Source organism: Nocardia sp. NBC_01009 (assembly GCF_045208035.1).
GTDB lineage: Bacteria > Actinomycetota > Actinomycetes > Mycobacteriales > Mycobacteriaceae > Nocardia.
Window position 1 is genome coordinate 6,329,243 of the sequence record NZ_CP108695.1, and the last position, 15,341, is coordinate 6,344,583.

The 15,341-nt window shown below is 65.1% G+C and carries 13 protein-coding genes and 2 pseudogenes; 5 read left to right on the forward strand and 10 right to left on the reverse strand.

The window, feature by feature from the left end:
- Nucleotides 1–48 precede the first annotated feature (48 nt).
- Nucleotides 49–258: an acyl carrier protein gene (locus OHA42_RS28280; RefSeq protein ID WP_406230841.1), complete on the reverse strand. Its 210-nt coding sequence runs from the start codon at nucleotides 256–258 to the stop codon at nucleotides 49–51.
- Nucleotides 259–1,147: 889 nt separating this feature from the next.
- Between OHA42_RS28280 and OHA42_RS28285 the strand changes: the two genes are divergently transcribed.
- Nucleotides 1,148–2,368 carry a PucR family transcriptional regulator gene (locus OHA42_RS28285; RefSeq protein ID WP_406230842.1) on the forward strand — a complete coding sequence of 407 codons (1,221 nt, stop codon included), beginning with the start codon at nucleotides 1,148–1,150 and terminating at the stop codon, nucleotides 2,366–2,368.
- A 313-nt stretch (nucleotides 2,369–2,681) separates the two neighbouring features.
- On the opposite strand, the gene OHA42_RS28290 is transcribed toward OHA42_RS28285, so the two are convergent.
- From OHA42_RS28290 to OHA42_RS28300, 3 genes and pseudogenes are all read right to left on the reverse strand, one after another.
- Nucleotides 2,682–3,314, reverse strand: coding sequence for a class I SAM-dependent DNA methyltransferase (locus OHA42_RS28290; RefSeq protein WP_406230843.1), 633 nt, complete (start codon nucleotides 3,312–3,314; stop codon nucleotides 2,682–2,684).
- Nucleotides 3,311–4,063, reverse strand: coding sequence for a PIG-L deacetylase family protein (locus tag OHA42_RS28295; protein WP_406230844.1), 753 nt, complete (start codon nucleotides 4,061–4,063; stop codon nucleotides 3,311–3,313). Before OHA42_RS28295 ends, OHA42_RS28290 begins: the two co-directional genes overlap by 4 nt.
- Nucleotides 4,045–4,218 (reverse strand): annotated as a pseudogene (locus OHA42_RS28300) (acyl-CoA dehydrogenase); the annotation flags it as partial. The pseudogene OHA42_RS28300 and the gene OHA42_RS28295, both read right to left, overlap by 19 nt.
- 721 nt (nucleotides 4,219–4,939) lie before the next feature.
- On the opposite strand from OHA42_RS28300, the gene OHA42_RS28305 reads away from it, so the two are divergent.
- The gene (locus OHA42_RS28305; protein WP_406239650.1) at nucleotides 4,940–5,422 is read left to right on the forward strand and encodes an adenosine-specific kinase; all 483 of its coding nucleotides are present in this window, start codon (nucleotides 4,940–4,942) and stop codon (nucleotides 5,420–5,422) included.
- Between the two features lie 77 nt (nucleotides 5,423–5,499).
- Here OHA42_RS28305 and OHA42_RS28310 read toward each other — a convergent pair whose 3' ends face one another.
- The 5 genes and pseudogenes from OHA42_RS28310 to OHA42_RS28330 form a co-directional block, all read right to left on the reverse strand.
- Nucleotides 5,500–6,117 carry a TetR/AcrR family transcriptional regulator gene (locus OHA42_RS28310; RefSeq protein ID WP_406230845.1) on the reverse strand — a complete coding sequence of 206 codons (618 nt, stop codon included), beginning with the start codon at nucleotides 6,115–6,117 and terminating at the stop codon, nucleotides 5,500–5,502.
- A gap of 71 nt (nucleotides 6,118–6,188) precedes the next feature.
- Nucleotides 6,189–7,703, reverse strand: coding sequence for a flavin-containing monooxygenase (locus OHA42_RS28315; RefSeq protein ID WP_406230846.1), 1,515 nt, complete (start codon nucleotides 7,701–7,703; stop codon nucleotides 6,189–6,191).
- Nucleotides 7,700–8,558, reverse strand: a pseudogene (locus tag OHA42_RS28320) (SDR family NAD(P)-dependent oxidoreductase). Before OHA42_RS28320 ends, OHA42_RS28315 begins: the two are co-directional and overlap by 4 nt.
- On the reverse strand, nucleotides 8,542–9,447 hold the full coding sequence (locus tag OHA42_RS28325; RefSeq protein WP_406230847.1) for an alpha/beta fold hydrolase: 906 nt from the start codon (nucleotides 9,445–9,447) through the stop codon (nucleotides 8,542–8,544). The pseudogene OHA42_RS28320 and the gene OHA42_RS28325 overlap by 17 nt, the downstream one beginning before the upstream one ends.
- Complete coding sequence (locus tag OHA42_RS28330) at nucleotides 9,444–10,790, reverse strand: cytochrome P450 (protein WP_406230848.1); 1,347 nt, start codon at nucleotides 10,788–10,790, stop codon at nucleotides 9,444–9,446. The genes OHA42_RS28325 and OHA42_RS28330 overlap by 4 nt, the downstream gene beginning before the upstream one ends.
- Nucleotides 10,791–11,031: 241 nt before the next feature.
- On the opposite strand from OHA42_RS28330, the gene OHA42_RS28335 reads away from it, so the two are divergent.
- Nucleotides 11,032–12,183, forward strand: a complete 1,152-nt coding sequence (locus tag OHA42_RS28335; RefSeq protein ID WP_406230849.1) for a cytochrome P450 — start codon at nucleotides 11,032–11,034, stop codon at nucleotides 12,181–12,183.
- A 166-nt stretch (nucleotides 12,184–12,349) separates the two neighbouring features.
- On the opposite strand, the gene OHA42_RS28340 is transcribed toward OHA42_RS28335, so the two are convergent.
- Nucleotides 12,350–13,393: a fused (3R)-hydroxyacyl-ACP dehydratase subunits HadA/HadB gene (locus OHA42_RS28340; RefSeq protein WP_406230850.1), complete on the reverse strand. Its 1,044-nt coding sequence runs from the start codon at nucleotides 13,391–13,393 to the stop codon at nucleotides 12,350–12,352.
- Nucleotides 13,394–13,639: 246 nt separating this feature from the next.
- Here OHA42_RS28340 and OHA42_RS28345 point away from each other — a divergent pair, with 246 nt between their 5' ends.
- Together OHA42_RS28345 and OHA42_RS28350 are read left to right on the forward strand one after the other, a co-directional pair.
- Entirely contained in the window at nucleotides 13,640–14,623 is a 984-nt protein-coding gene (locus OHA42_RS28345) for a GlxA family transcriptional regulator (RefSeq protein ID WP_406230851.1), read from the forward strand.
- Nucleotides 14,624–14,699: 76 nt separating this feature from the next.
- Complete coding sequence (locus OHA42_RS28350) at nucleotides 14,700–15,329, forward strand: isochorismatase family protein (RefSeq protein ID WP_406239651.1); 630 nt, start codon at nucleotides 14,700–14,702, stop codon at nucleotides 15,327–15,329.
- Nucleotides 15,330–15,341 lie beyond the last annotated feature (12 nt).

The following is a 15,341-nucleotide window of genomic DNA, read 5'->3' on the forward strand; positions in this document are numbered from 1 at the left end:
GGGACTGCTCGACGCTATATCCGAAAACTGCATACTCGGAGTCACGGCCTAGGCTCCGACTCCCGCGCGGCGGGCTGCTGTTTGCCCGATCTTCGTTGACACACAGTCGATCACCGCGCGTACGGTGTGCAGCGTCGCAGCCTCCTCGTCGGAGATCTCGATGCCGAAGGCTCGCTCGAGATCAATCACGAGCTCGGCCGAACGGACCGAGTCCAAGCCATAATCCAGCAACGGTGTGTCTATCTCGATCTCGGCCACTTGAAGACCGTGTCGAAATAGCTCACACACGCGCTCGCGCACCATCTGTGTCGCCATCATTTCGCACCTCCCGTTGCGCTGGAATCTTCCGCTTCCCCCGTGAGCAGAATGCGGACCGATGGGTTTTCCATCGACTCGCGGTAAAGGTATTCCCCCTGGGTAGCGCAGGATTCGGCGCCAGCCGAGACTGCGATCACTTGCCCTCCGATATCGGCAATCAAGACTGTTATGTCTCATATCTCGTCAACGTGCACAACCGTTATCGACAACATCGGCGCATGCACCCATCTGTACACCGTCGATTTGCGGCCTGCAATCCGAAAACGTCTGCAGCACAGCCAGTCTGACGGATGGGCAACCATTTGGCTAATCACATCCCACGCAGCGCGCGAAACATGGTTTCACGCCCCGGAAACAACGGTTGGCGACTTAGCGTCTGAGACAACAAATTCTGAGATTTGTTGTCACAGATAATCAACCAATTCCGCCACCATAGAGTGGAACATGTCCTATTTTTGCAGAGTTCGCTGTTCACGCGAGGTTCACAGATCGGTCAGCCACATTTTCATACCAACCCATCGGTATTTTTCAATTGAATTGGGCCCTACCACCTTTCGAGAAGAATGCGAAGTCGCTTAACAGCGCTTTTACCTCACCGTCGCCGCCCTACCGTCGCAGCGGAACGTCCCGCAAACTTCCGGTCCGGCAACCGAGTGTGACGGCTTTCATTACTCGCCAGTAGCCCCCATGACGCCTGTGGCCCTTCACAAGGGCACACCGACCGGCCCCCGTTGCTGTCACAGAAGATCGCGAATCGATCCACGCCCCGCTTCGGGCAGTTACTGTGAATGCCCTGCACAGCTACATCCCGGGGGCAAAGGAGTCGCCAATGTCCGTCGACAGTCCGACCTGGCCGAGTCTGACCTTGGCAGGTCAGCCGATGTCGTCCCCGCTGAAAGATGTCCGGACGCTATCGCGCCAGATGGTCGGTCACTTCGTGGAAAATGTCATCCCCTGCGGCACACTGCCGGTGGATGCCATCTCCGGTGACGTCACCACCATCACCAGGACCTGCCTCGAGCTCGCGGTCAGCATGCTCGACGGACAAGGCATCCCGGAGAAGCTGCAGCGGCTCCAAGACGCCGCCGCCGGATGGGCACGCGAGGGCGTGCCCATCGATACGATCCACCACTCCATCCACGAGGGCTTCCAGATGGGCCTCAACCTGGTGGTCTCCAACGCGTCCATCAAGGATTACGACAATCTGGTCGACGGCGCCCACATGGTGGTGCAAATGCTGGACATGATCACCTCGGCGGTCTCGGTCGCCTATGTCAGGGAACTACGCGCGGTGGTCAGCGAGCACCACACCGCCGTCCACACGCTCACCTCGGCACTGTTGGGCGGGCACAGCACCTCGACCATGGCGCGTGAATGCGGGATCGCCATCGCCGAGTCGTATGTCGTTGTCGCGGCGGCGATTCCGGCGCATCGCGACGAAGGCAACCCGGCACTCGACCGTCAGGTCGTGGCCCGACGCAAACTCCGCCGAGTTCAGGCCGAGCTGGCGACCCGCTGCGGCAACAGCGCGCTGTCGCTGCTCAGCGTCGACGGCGGCACCATTCTCATTCCCTCGGCGACCTTCGACAACGAGGGCCTCGACACCCTGGTCAACCAGCTCTCACACGCCGCGCAGGTCGGCATCACCGCGACACTGGTGCAGGCCACCCCCGAACAGATCCCGAACGCCGCCGACCAGGCCCACGAATTGCTCGACATGGTGCAGCGCTTGCAAGCGGTGCCCGGAATGTACCGATTCGACGAGCTGGCACTCGAATACCAGCTCACCCGCCCCGGTCCGGGACGCGAATACCTCGGCTCACTGCTCGATCCACTCGACGAGCACCCCGAACTACTGGAAACTCTGCAACGCCACATCGGCAACAACCTCAACCGCCAGCGCACCGCCCGAGTCCTGCACGTGCACACCAACACCGTGGACTATCGCCTCAAACGCATCGGCCAACTCACCGGCTTCGACCCCTCTCAACCCTCCGGCCTCTGGTACCTGCGTTCGGCCCTGGTCGCCCGCACCTACCGAACCACCTGACGCCACATCCGCGCGGTCACCGGGATCGTCCTCCCGGTGCTCGACAGCGAACGGCTGGTCGGCATCATCGCCCAAGCCGACGTGGCCACCGCGCTGAGCAACGACGAGGCAGGCAGCACGGTCGAAGCGATATCCACCGACTTCGACAGCATCTGAACGTCGCGTTGTGGACCGAGTTGCCTCCTCGAACGGATTCCGCTCGGCGGGCACCGCCGACTGCCGGGCAGTCGGTTCAGTCCGGCGGAATGCGGTCGTGGACGGTGAGCAGCATGTGGTCGAATGCGGTCTGCTCCTAGGCTGAACGGGCAGGGTGTCACCTGATCCCTTCGGCCTGCGCGACGGATATCGGCTCGTGATCGACCGCGGTGAAGACATCGATGGACATGTCCTCGTCCCGGTAGTGCGCCAGCGTCGACAAGCCGCGAGTAGTGCACGCGATCGCGTGGACCTGATCACCGGACATCGGGTACTCCGGCACTTTTCGTCGCCAGTGCACGCACAGCACAGTGCCGCCGGGTTCGAGGTGTTCGACGGCGCGGTCGAACACCGCACGCAGGCTCGCGGCGTCGAGGTAATAGCAGACCTCACTGAAAACGATCAGGTCGAATCGCTCGTCGACCCATTCCTCGCCGAGTGCCCAGCGGCGGAATTCAACGGTTCCTCGCGTGGAGTAGGGCAGGCGCTCGACCCGGGCCTTGGCCGAATCGAGCGCCTGCGCCACCACATCGGTGCACACCAGTCGATCGCAACGGGTGGTGAGTTCGGCGGAGAGGTTGCCTATCGAGCAGCCGGGTTCGAATGCATAGCGGTAGTGCGGCTTCGGTAGTGCCGCCAAGGTCAGTGCCCGCTTGCGCTGTTCATACCAGCGCGTGGTGAACCCCCACGGATCGGAATCGCGGGCGTACATGTCGTCGAAATGGCCTGCGGTCAGGCGTGTCTCGCTCATAAGAAGAACGTTTCCGTCGAACCGGTGAAGCGGTCGAGCAGGTGCGGCGGCAGAATCGGTTGGTCGGCGGGATCCTCCGACAGAGCGCTGGTCTGGCTGCGGAAGTGCGCGATCGCGCGCGACTTGGCGTTGATGACGGCCTCCGGCAGCGTCAACGTCCGCACGCGGGTCACGAGGACCAGGGGGTGTTCGGGAGTCGCCCAGTGCCACATCCACACCGGAAATTCGAGCAATCGGGTCGCGGTTCCGGCGCACGCCGCGGCCGCGGCCCGGCCGACGGCTTCGTGGTCGGGGTGACCGTCACGCCGCCAGGTCGTCGCACACCAGGCGCCGATGCGCCCGCATGCAGTGAGGATCTCCGCGAGGGCATCGGTCACCGCCGCTTGCTGTGCCGCTACGGCGCCATCGCCGATTCGGAGCCGAATGGGTGGTCCGATACCCAGTTCGGCTGCCGCACGCAGAGATTCCTCGACACGTAGATCGGCGAGTTCGGTCGGCGAACAGGTGGGCGAACCGGGATGTGAAGCTTCTCCGTCGGTCACGGTGACCACCGTGACCGGCACATCGCGCGAGCGCGCCAACGCGATCAAACCACCGGCGCCGAGTATCTCGTCGTCGGGATGCGGCGCAACGACGACCAAGTGTCGCCACCCGGCGAGGGACAGTTCGCGGCGACGATGCCGCCACGGCGACCAGACATCCTCCGGAGTACCGCGAACAGCAAGATCGATCATCGGCTCGGCAACCATGAGAACTCCTTTTCCGCGTAATCGCGGCCGAGATCGGCCAGGTCTCGCTCCGCATGACTCTGGCGGAGGTAGACGGTGAGGTCGGCGACACGCTGTGCATGCTCGGCATCCGCACACAGTGGACCAGCGCCGAGTGCGCGCCCGACACGATCGATGGGTCCGAACCGGAACATCCACCCGCTCGGCAGCGCGTGCCGGCGTCGTCAGGCAGGCGGACGACAGCCGCTGTTCATCCCGAACCGGACCGACGACCAGAACTCGAGCGATCACACCGACATCCTCATGTCGGTCGGTGTCCACAGAACGGGCACTGTCGCATCCCGAGTTGCTCATGGTTCCCGGCTACCCCGTGAACCGGCGAGCAAACAGCCAGCGTCATGCGTCGTGAGGCCACCACACGACGTGCCCGCGACACCACGGGCGAAGTAGCCCACGATCACCCGAAGCCGACGGCGATGCTCGGTCGCGACCAGGTTCTCACTGGCGGCACTTTTCGGCACCGAAACCGGCAACGACAAGTTCGCCCACTGCGACTGGCATCCCGGCCCGGCCGGTCTGCCGATCCTGGATGCCGCAGCGGGTTGATTCTGCGGACGGATCCTCGAACGCCACGACTTCGGCGACCACGTCGGGCTGCTGGTCACCCCTGAAGCCGGGTCCGCACCGCCCCCGCGTACCCTCCGCTACAGCGAGGTATCCCAGCTACGACCCGGACACGAGGCGTAGACGCCGACGTGGTGGCCTTCGGCGGGCTGAATGACAGGCTGGCGCGCGGCAGGGTATCTGCAGGACGCGAGTTTCTCGATAGTGCCTGCTCGCGAGCAGATCGGCGCCGAAGTGCTGTGCATCCACATCGGTGAGGCGCAGTATGTTCCTGTGGAGTTGACAACTGTGCGTATCGACAAACCGAACGATCTCAACGTCATCATCGGACAGGCCCACTTCATCAAGACCGTCGAGGACCTGCACGAGGCACTGGTCGGTATCGGCCCCCACCTGCGGTTCGGCCTGGCATTCTGCGAGGCATCCGGGCCGCGTCTGGTCCGCCATTCCGGCAACGAGGACGAGCTGGTCGAGCTCGCGACGAAGAACGCACTCGCCGTCGGAGCCGGACACTCGTTCATCGTCTTCCTCCGCGAGGGATACCCGGTCAATGTGCTCAATGCGGTCAAGCACGTCCCGGAGGTCTGCGGAATCTTCTGTGCGACAGCCAACCCCGTGGAAGTGCTGGTTGCCGAGACCGAGCTGGGGAGGGGAATCGTCGGCGTGGTCGACGGGCCCCCGCCGCTGGGCATAGAGAATGCCGACGACCAGGCAGACCGTAGACAGCTACTGCGCCAGATCGGCTACAAGATGTAGAAGCCCGGCTCGACCGCCGCTCGACGGATCCCGGGCCTCGGCGAGCAGGCGGAAGTCGGCTGATGTGCGGTCTCGTCTCACAAGCGGGGACCGACCAGCGCGATCGCGGATTCGACGGCGACGTCGATGATGTCGGCGATTTGGCCGCCGTCCTCGACGGTCGTCGCCATGAGTTCGCGGAAGCCGCCGAGCAGGATCGTTGCCACTTGGCGGGTCGGTGGATGCAGGCCGGCGGCAGTGAATTCTGTTGTGCTGGTGAGCTTCTGGATAAGGTCGACGAACGCGTCGCCGGTTTCTCGCTGTAGTTGCCTGGCATCCTCGCCGAGGGCGGGGACGACGCGGATCCAGCTGAGCGTGATCGTGGGATCCTCCTGCGAGAAGTGGATCCACGCCTCGATGGCCTGGCGCACCTGGGTGCGCCACGACGCATGCGGGTCCACTGCGGCATCGATCTGCTGGATCGTTTCGGTGTTCCGCTCGCTCAGCAGGGCGATGAAGCAGTCCTGTTTGCTGGCGAAATGTTCGTAGAAGGTGCGGCGAGAGGTACGGGCGTTGCGTACCACGTCGGCGACAGTCGAGTCCCGATAACCGCGTTCGCGCACTGCGACAGCCATGCCGTCGAGGACGCGACGCCGATGCCCCGGCTCGGCCGGGCCATCCGTGGAGGTGCGCGGTACGGGCTCGGTACGTGTCACGGGAGTCAGCGTAGTGACTCCCCTCGTCGATCCGCGTGTCGAGCGATCCCGGCACGCGGCCACCACGCTTCTCATGCGGTGACCTGCTCGGGGCCGCGGCCGGGTTCGACGACCTCCGAGGCTGCGCTATCCGTCGGCGCGCGCCGACGGGCGAAGCGGATGGTTCCGTCGTCGATACGGCCGTACCGCAGGGTGATCACGTCGTGGCCGTAGCTCATGCCCAGCCGCCACGGAGCTCGAGAACCTGCCTTGGGGAATCGGTCGATGGCGCGCAGGACGTAGCCGGCCTGGAAGTCGAGCAGCGGGGTCTCGGTGACGGTCGGATCGGGCCATGGCGTGCTCTGGGCGTAGCCGTTGGTGTCCATGTGCCGCAGCAACCGGCAGACGAATTCGCTGACGAGATCGGCCTTCAGCGTCCAGGACGCGTTGGTGTAGCCGATGGTGAACGCGAAGTTGGGTACTCCGCTCAGCATCATCCCCTTGTACGCCATGGTTTTCGGCAGCGGGACTTCTCGTCCGTCGACGGTGAGCCGGAGCCCGCCGAGGGCGAGCAACTGCAGGCCGGTTGCGCTCACCACCACATCGGCTTCGAGTTCGCGGCCGGACTCGAGACGCAACCCCGTCTCGGTGAATCTGTCGATCCGATCGGTGACGACCGAGGCGCGACTCTCGCGGATCGTTCGGAACAGGTCCCCGTCCGGAACCAGGCACAACCGCTGATCCCACGGCCCGTAGGTCGGCTTGAAATGCGTGTCGACGTCGTAGCCGTCGGGCAGCCGGTCGATGGTCAGTTTGCGGATGAACTTCCGCATCTGCTGCGGCCGCCGTTGGCTGAACTGGTAGATGAACGTCCCCAGCAGCACATTCTTCCAGCGCACGACCGTATAGGCGCGTTTTGGTCCGATCAGTCTGCGCAGCCGGTTGGCAACGGTGTCCTCCGAAGGCACCGGAAAGATGTAGCTCGGCGACCGCTGCAGCATCGTCACGTGTCCGGCTGCCTCGGCCATCGCAGGCACCAGCGTCACCGCGGTGGCGCCGCTGCCGATGACGACAACTCGCTTCCCGGTGTAGTCCAGGTCGGCGGGCCAGGACTGCGGATGCACAATCTGCCCACCGAAGTCCTCGACCCCGGCGAAGTCGGGTGTGTAGCCCTCGTCGTAGTGGTAGTAGCCGCTGCAGACGTAGAAGAAGTCACAGGTGAATACAGCGGTAGTGCCCGCGTGCTCGGCTCGCACCGTCCAGCGGGATTCGGCGGAGGACCAAGACGCACCGACCACTCGATGCCCGAACCGGATACGCCGGTCGATACCGGCGTCGGTAGCCGTGGCGCGGATGTACTCGAGGATCGCCGGACCGTCGGCGATGGCTTTGGCCTGCGTCCACGGGCGGAAACGGTATCCGAGCGTGTGCATATCGGAGTCCGAGCGGACGCCAGGGTAGCGGAACAGATCCCAGGTGCCGCCGATGGCATCGCGGGCTTCGAGGATCGTGTAGGTGCGGCTCGGAAACGCCGCCCGCAGGTGATGTGCGGCGCCGATTCCCGACAGCCCGGCACCGACGATCAGGACATCCACATGTTCGGTCATGCCCGCGCTCCCGCCTTGCCACGAGCACGCAGCCGCCGCTCCACCAGTGCAATCACATCGTAATAGCGCGTCGGTGCCACCCGCGCCAGTGCATCGAACAGATAGGCGTCCGGGCCGACCAGAATCCGTGACTTCCCCGCCTCGACTCCGCGGCAGATGATTTCGGCCGCCTTCACCGGGCTGGTCAGGGCCACAGCCTCGAATTCGGCCGCCATCTGCTCCGGCGTTCGCCCGCGGCCCTCGGGGTCTTTGCGGACCCGGGCATTGCGCGCGATGTTGGTCGTGATGCCGCCGGGATGGACGTTCACCGCGGACACGCCGGTTCCCCGCAGCTCCTGGCGCAGCGCGTCCGTGAACCCGCGGACAGCGAATTTCGCCGCACAGTAAGCGCTTTGATTGGGCATCCCGAGCAGACCGAACACACTCGAGGTATTCACGACGACCCCCTCGTCCTGTTCGACAAGGATGGGCAGGAAGGCGCGCGTACCGTTGACCACTCCGTCGAAATTGATCTGCCGCAGCCACTCGTCGTCCTCGGGAACCGCGTCGAGCACCGACGAGGAGACCGCCACACCGGCATTGTTGAACACTGCCGCCAGCGGTGCGGTCAGCCAGTCGCGCACCTCGCCGGCGAACGCGAGCTGGGTCGGCGGCGTCCCGCACGTCCAGGACGCGGGCCAGCACCGGGCCGGTCAACGACGTTGCCGTTTCCTTCAGTCCGATCTGGTCGATATCGGCGATCGCCACGGGCGAGCCCTTGCGTGACAACAGCTGGGCGAGACTGCGGCCGATTCCGGAGGCCGCCCCGGTGATCATGACCGGGCGGCCGAACAGCGGCCTATGAGTGCGGGGCATCGGTGCTCCTGGGTTCGGACGTGCGGATATGGTCGTCGAGCAGGTCGACGAGGGCCGGCCATACTCCCGCGGGCAGGTCGTGGCCCATGCCGGGAAGGGTCCGGAGGCGAGCTCCGGCAATGGAATTCGCGGTCGCGGTCCCTCCCGTCGGGGCGACCATCAGGTCGCGGTCACCGTGCAGGACCAGCGTCGGCGCTGTCACGGCGCTCAGCTCTCGTGTCCGGTCGCCGGACTTCAGGATGCCGGCGAGCTGACGGCCGACACCGGGGGCCGGAGCGGGGTCGCGATCCCAGGTCGTGGCGGCTGCCGCACGCACAGCGGACTCGTCGAACGGATATCCGGTCGACGAGATGTGCCGGTATATGCGCACCGCCTGATCGATGTGCTCGGTGCGATTGCGTGCCGGTCGGCTGAACATCAATCGCCAGGTCGACCACGCCGGACGTCCCAGTCGGGCGGCACCAGTGGTGGACATGATCGATGTCAGCGAGTCGACCCGGGCCGGATAGCGGGCGGCGACGGTCTGCGCGATCATGCCGCCCAGCGACATTCCGATCAGATGCGCGGACGGCAGCTCGAGCGCGTCGAGCAGACCGACCGTATCCGCGGCCATATCGGCGAGATCGTACTGGTCGCGATGCCAATGGCGGCGTAGGAAATCCACCGGGCCCGGCGGTGGGAAACCGAGATGCGTCGAGTGGCCGACATCGCGATTGTCGAAACGAATGACCTGATATCCGCGTGCAACCAGCAGCGCGCACAATCCGTCCGGCCAGTCGTGCAACTGCTGGCCCAAACCTGCGACGAGCACGACCGGAACACCGCCCACACCCAGTCGCTCGTAGGCCAAGGTAACGCCGCGGCCGACCTCGACGCGCTGTCCGCTCACGCCGTCACCTCGGTGGCGCGGCCCCGGTCCGCAATCGCCTGCTGCGGAATGCGGCGGCGCACCACGGCGCGGCCCTTCCCGGCAGGCACGAGTGCCACCCCGCGGAAGTGCGTCCGCTCGTCCGGCGCATCGGTCGGTTCGAGCGTGAAATCCCTTAGCAGCGTACGCAATACGATGTTCATCTCCATGGTCGCGAACGCCGCACCGATGCAGCGCCGTGCACCGCCGCCGAACGGTATCCAGCTGAACGTGCCCGGGCGCACGCCGACGAACCGATCGGGGTCGAAAGCGCGGGCGTTCGGGAAGAGCTCCTCGTTGTCGTGCATCAACCGGATGCTCACCACCACGGTCTGCCCCCTCGGCAGCGTCCACCGCCCCAACTGCATCGACTCGGCACGCACCGTGCGTGCTGTGGCATCGATGACCGGCCGGACCCGTTGCACCTCGAGCAGCGTGGCCTCCCGCAGTTCCGAGCCGCCTGAATCGGCTTCGGCAACGAGGCGGTTCAGCATATCGGGGTGGCGGCGCAGTCGCTCGATCGTCCACGCGAGCGTCGTCGCGGTGGTCTCGTGACCGGCGGTGAGCAGGGTCAGCAGCTCGTCCGCGATCTCGCTGCGACTCATGCTGGAGCCGTCGTCGTATCGAGCTTGCAACATCATCGCCAGCACGTCGTCGCGGTCTTGGATCTGTTCGTCGGCCGAAGCGCGGTCGATCAGCCGTCCGACGATTTCGTCGTACCGGTTGCGGTAGGCCGCGAACCGGGCCCACGGGCCGAAGCGGCCCAGCATCCTCTGCGGAATCGGTACCGCCGCAAGGGCCGACCCGACGAGAACCAATTTGGGAAGTAGCTCGCGCAGCTCGTCGAACTCCTTGCCTTCGGCACCGAAGACTGCACGCAGGATCACATTCAAGGTGATCCGCATCATCGAATCCATCGTCGCGAACTCGTGCTCGGACGGCCATGACGCCATCTCGCGGACCGCTTCCTCTTCGATCAGCGACTCGTACACGGCCAGGCGGCGACCATGAAACGGAGGTGTGAGCAACTTGCGTTGCTTGCGGTGTTCCTCGCCTTGCAGCGAGAACAACGAGCCCGGCCCCAGAAACTGCCCGAGGTTGACGGCGACATTGTCGGCGACATCGGTACTCGCGGTGAACAACGCTTTGACTTCGGTCGGATCGGAGACCACCACCACCCGGCCGAACCTGGGCATGTGGATGGTGAATGCCGAGCCGAAGCGGTCATGCATGCGGCGCCAGGCACGAGAGCGTCCGAAGAGTATCTCCAGGCTCTGCACGATCCGCGGCGTAGAAGGGCCATCCGGAAGTTTCAGGGCGGGCATACACCCACCTCCTCGCGTGGTACACCTATGTACCAGAATGACGGTACGCCGACGTACCGCAATCGGCAAGAGGATGACGGCGCGCTTTTCGCGAACAAGCTGTTGCGCCGGAACCCGCGTAACCGAAGAACTCGCGACCCGCACCAACCGAGGGATCGACCTGACGAGCCGCCCGCCCCGCCGAGTGTTCGGCGCACCCACCCAATACCCTATGAGGACACACCGACAGTGAGGTGGCGCGATGGTGGAGACGGCGGTGATCGGCACGTCGGCGAGAACTCGATGGGACGAGCACGCCGCCTGGCGCGGGCCGGTGCGACGCGCGGAACTTCCTGGCGGCCAACAGGTTTGGGTGGTTGCAGGATACGACGAGGTAGCCACACTACTGGCCGATCCCCGACTGAGCCTGGACAAGAAGCACGCCAGCGACGGCTATACCGGCTTCGCGCTACCACCTGCGCTCGATCGAAACCTGTTGAACATGGACGGCGACGAACACCACCGGATCAGAAAGCTCGCCGGACCCGCATTCTCCCGACGTTCCTCGGGAAGTCTGCGCAACGCCGTCGCCCGAACCGCCGCGGCGGTGTTCGCCGCACTGCCCGAAAGCGGCAGCGAGACAATTGATCTGCTCACTGCCGTGTGTGTCCCGATTCCGGCACTGGTGATCGGCGAACTGCTCGGGATACCCGCCCACCTCCATACGCGCCTGCGCGAGGCCGCCACCGCCATGGTGACTGTCGATGCCGCATCGAAGGCGTCCGGGCAACGGCTCGTGGCGGCGATCGGCTGGCTGACCGCGACATTCGCAACACTGGTCGAGTCGAAGCGCACAGATCCCGGCGACGACCTACTGAGCGGGTGGATCCATGCCGGCGACATCGAGGAAACGCTGACCGAGGACGAACTGGTGTCCCTCGCCTTCCTGATGATGCTGGCGGGCTTGGAGAACGCCGTGCACATGTGCAGCAACATAATTGCCGCACTGCTCACCTCGGACGATGCCGCCGCAACCCTTGCCGCCTGGCCGACGTCGCGCGGCTCGCTGATGGAACGCGCCAATCCACTGCCGTTTGCCATTCGACGATTCGCGGTCACCGACCTCATTCTGGGCGAGCACACCGTCTCCGCTGGAGACACCGTGCTGCTGACGCTGTTCGGCGCCGATTCCGACCCGGCCCGCAATGGCAGGCCAAGCCTGATGTTCGGCCGCGGCCCCCACTACTGCCTCGGCGCGCACGCCACCGACCTTGTCGTCGACGCCGTGGTCCCGCAGTTGTTCGTGCGGTACCCCCGAGTACAGCTCGCTGTTGCGGAATCGGCGCTCGAATACCGAACCTCGTGGCGCTCACACGGCCTGGTTACGCTGCCGGTGCTGCTCACGCCGCGTTAGCCGCCATCAGCGAGGGGCGTTCAGGGCGCCGGCCGTCTCGTAGCGCCGGGTCGAGCCACCGCGATGGCCACCGATGTGCAGCCGACGACGATCCGTGCATGGGCTCACCCATGGCGAGCCGAGACCATGCACGGAAGCCCGGTCAGGGCACCACGACCACAGTCTGTCAACGAAGGGCGACCGTAGCGGTCGCACGACCGAAGACATTTCGTCCTCGATGCTTGGCGCCGATGGCCACGATCGCGCTGGACCGGTCGGGGTCGACCGCTTTGATCCGACCGGTGAACTCGATCTCCGCGCCGGTCTCTGTGACGTATACCGGACTGGTAAACCGCACATTGAGGGCACGAATCGCGCCCGGATCACCCAGCCAAGAGCTGACGTAGTCCGCGCCGAGCCCGATGGTGAGCATGCCTTGTGCCACCACGGTTTCCAGACGCATCAAATGTGCGAGCTTCTCACTCCAATGGATGGGATTGGGGTCACCGGAGACTCCGGCATAGTTCACCAAATCGCCTTTACTGAGCCGGACCGTCCGCGGCGCAAGCCGATCGCCGACGATCAGCGAATCGACCGCCACCACGTTCTCCCCCGCGCCACGCCAGTAGTTTTCCGGGCCGGGGATGGTTGGGACATCGACGCGACGCGGTGAGTTCTTCCGGCGGGGGTCACGCTCACGATCGGTGAAAGCAGGCATCAGCGATTCAGCTGCGGTATGCGCGAGACCAGGGTCGTCGCTACTGCGGCCCACGATGGCCGTGCGCGAGGTCAGGACCGGCTCGTCGCGATCGTTGAAGATCACCTGACGCAGTCCTATGAGATCTCCGCCGAACGCCTGGCGAAACGACTCCAGGCACATCTCGAAGGTCAGGCGGTCACCCTCGTGGATAGTTGTGTGGTACTCGATCATCTGATCGGTCTGGATCATCTGACTCAGATCGTAGCCGCGCAGAATCGTCGGAAAGATCTCGGAGTAGGCCAGGTGTCCAGAGACGGACGCGAACGTCGGCGGCGCGAGGAGACCCGGGTAGCCATAGGCAGCGGCAATGTCGTCGCGCCAGTGCACGAGGTGACGGTTTTGTACCGCTCGGGCGAACTCACGAATCTTCTCCCGGCCGACCTCATAGTAGTCACTGGCACGGTAAGTCCGCCCAACCATCGAATACGCGTGGGCAACGGGATCGAAGCCTTCGGTTCGGTTACTGAACACTGGCGCGAATTTACCCAACTACCAGTGCATATCCGTTGAACCCGGTTGGTTCGTCGTTTCGCGACGACGCCGATGGGCGGCAGGACTGAACATTCAGTCGATGTCGACCTCGCTCCGGATCGGTCCAGAACGCCGTCTTCCGGTACCGAACAGCCTCGTCGTCCGCGATTCGAGCCGGGCAGCAATGGCCGGATCTGACAGAGATACGTCGTTGCGGCCATCGGCGCAGGCATCGACGATAGAGTCATGACCTTGATCCACCGCGTCGTCATCGCGGCCTTCCCCGATGTCGACTTGCTCGATGTCGCCGGGCCGGCCGAAGTATTCGCGCTGGCGAACCGCGAGGGTGGCGGGCGAGCGCGGTACGACGTGCGGCTGGCAAGCCCCACACGAGGCGAAGTGCGCACGTCCGCCGGGGTGCGTGTCGTCACCGATCTCGGCTTCGACGAGGTCGAACACACGATCGACACATTGATCGTCCCGGGCGCGGTGGACTCCCTGCCCCATGGCCCGGTGGCGCGGGTCGAGCCGGAGATCGTGATGTGGATCCGGACCGTCGCGCCGCGCACGAGGCGGATAGCCTCGGTGTGCGTGGGTGCGCATCTGCTCGCGGCCGCAGGCTTGCTGGACGGGAAGACTGCCACCACCCATTGGTCGACAGCCGACCAACTCGCCGCCGAGCACCCGCACGTCGTCGTGGACCCCGACCCCATCTTCATCCGCGCCGGCCGGATCTGGACCGGCGCCGGGATCAGCGCATGTCTGGACCTCGCCCTGGCACTGGTGGCCGAGGATCACGGCGAGGAACTGGCGTTGCAGGTCGCGCGGCAACTGGTGGTCTACCTCAAACGTCAAGGCGGCCAAAGCCAATTCAGCGTGCCACTGAGCCGGCCCGCGGCCACCCGCCGTGACATCGATGAATTGCGGCTCTTCGTCACCGAACATCTGGACGGCGATCTGTCCACCTCGGCGCTGGCGGCCAGGATGTGCCTCAGTGAGCGTCATTTCACGCGTGTCTTCCGGCAGGAAACCGGCACCAGCGCCGTGGTCTATGTCGAGGCATGCCGGGTCGAAGCCGCGCGTCGGCTGCTCGAAACCACCGACCAGCCGCTCGAACGAGTCGCCGCGACGGTGGGACTCGGGTCGGTCGAGACTCTGCACCGCGCCTTCCGCAGGCAACTCGCAACCACCCCGGGCGACTACCGAAACTGGTTCCGCATCACGACCTGAACGTCGAGTGCAGCCACCGCGCCGCATCCGACGCCCGAATTTCCATCCCCCGCACAGAAAGTCGAAACCAATGTCGATGAATGCTGCCTCGAGCACCCTCCGAAGCGTGATCGGTCTGGACAATCAGCTACCGCGGCTGGCCGATGCCGCAGTGATCATGATCGATTTCCAGAACACCTACCGCCGCGGCGTAATGGCTGTGGACGGCGCCGAACAGGCGCTGGCCGCCGGCGCCCGATTGCTGAGGGCCGCCCGAGAATCGCACCGGCCGGTAGTGCATATCATCAACGACGGCGGCCCGGGCACACCCTATGACATTCGCGCCGACATCGGCGCGATCAGCGGCCCGGTCGCACCGCAGTCCGGAGAGCCGGTCGTGGTCAAGCAGTTCCCGAATGCCTTCCACAACACCGATCTGGAGCAGACCCTGCAACGACTCGGTGTAGGCCAGGAACTGGTGCTGGCCGGATTCATGACCCACATGTGCGTGAGCTACACCGCTCAGGGTGCGTTCAACCTCGGATACCGCCCGACCGTCGTCGCCGAGGCCACCGCCACCCGATCCCTGCCCAGCCCACAGGGCCCCGCCGTCCCCTCCGCCGTACTGCACACCGCAGCCCTGACCACGATCGCCGACCTGTTCGGCGTCGTCGCCGCAACCGTTGACGACCTCGTTCCGCAGCCTGTGAATCCTACAGATTCCTGACTCGGCCGGCCC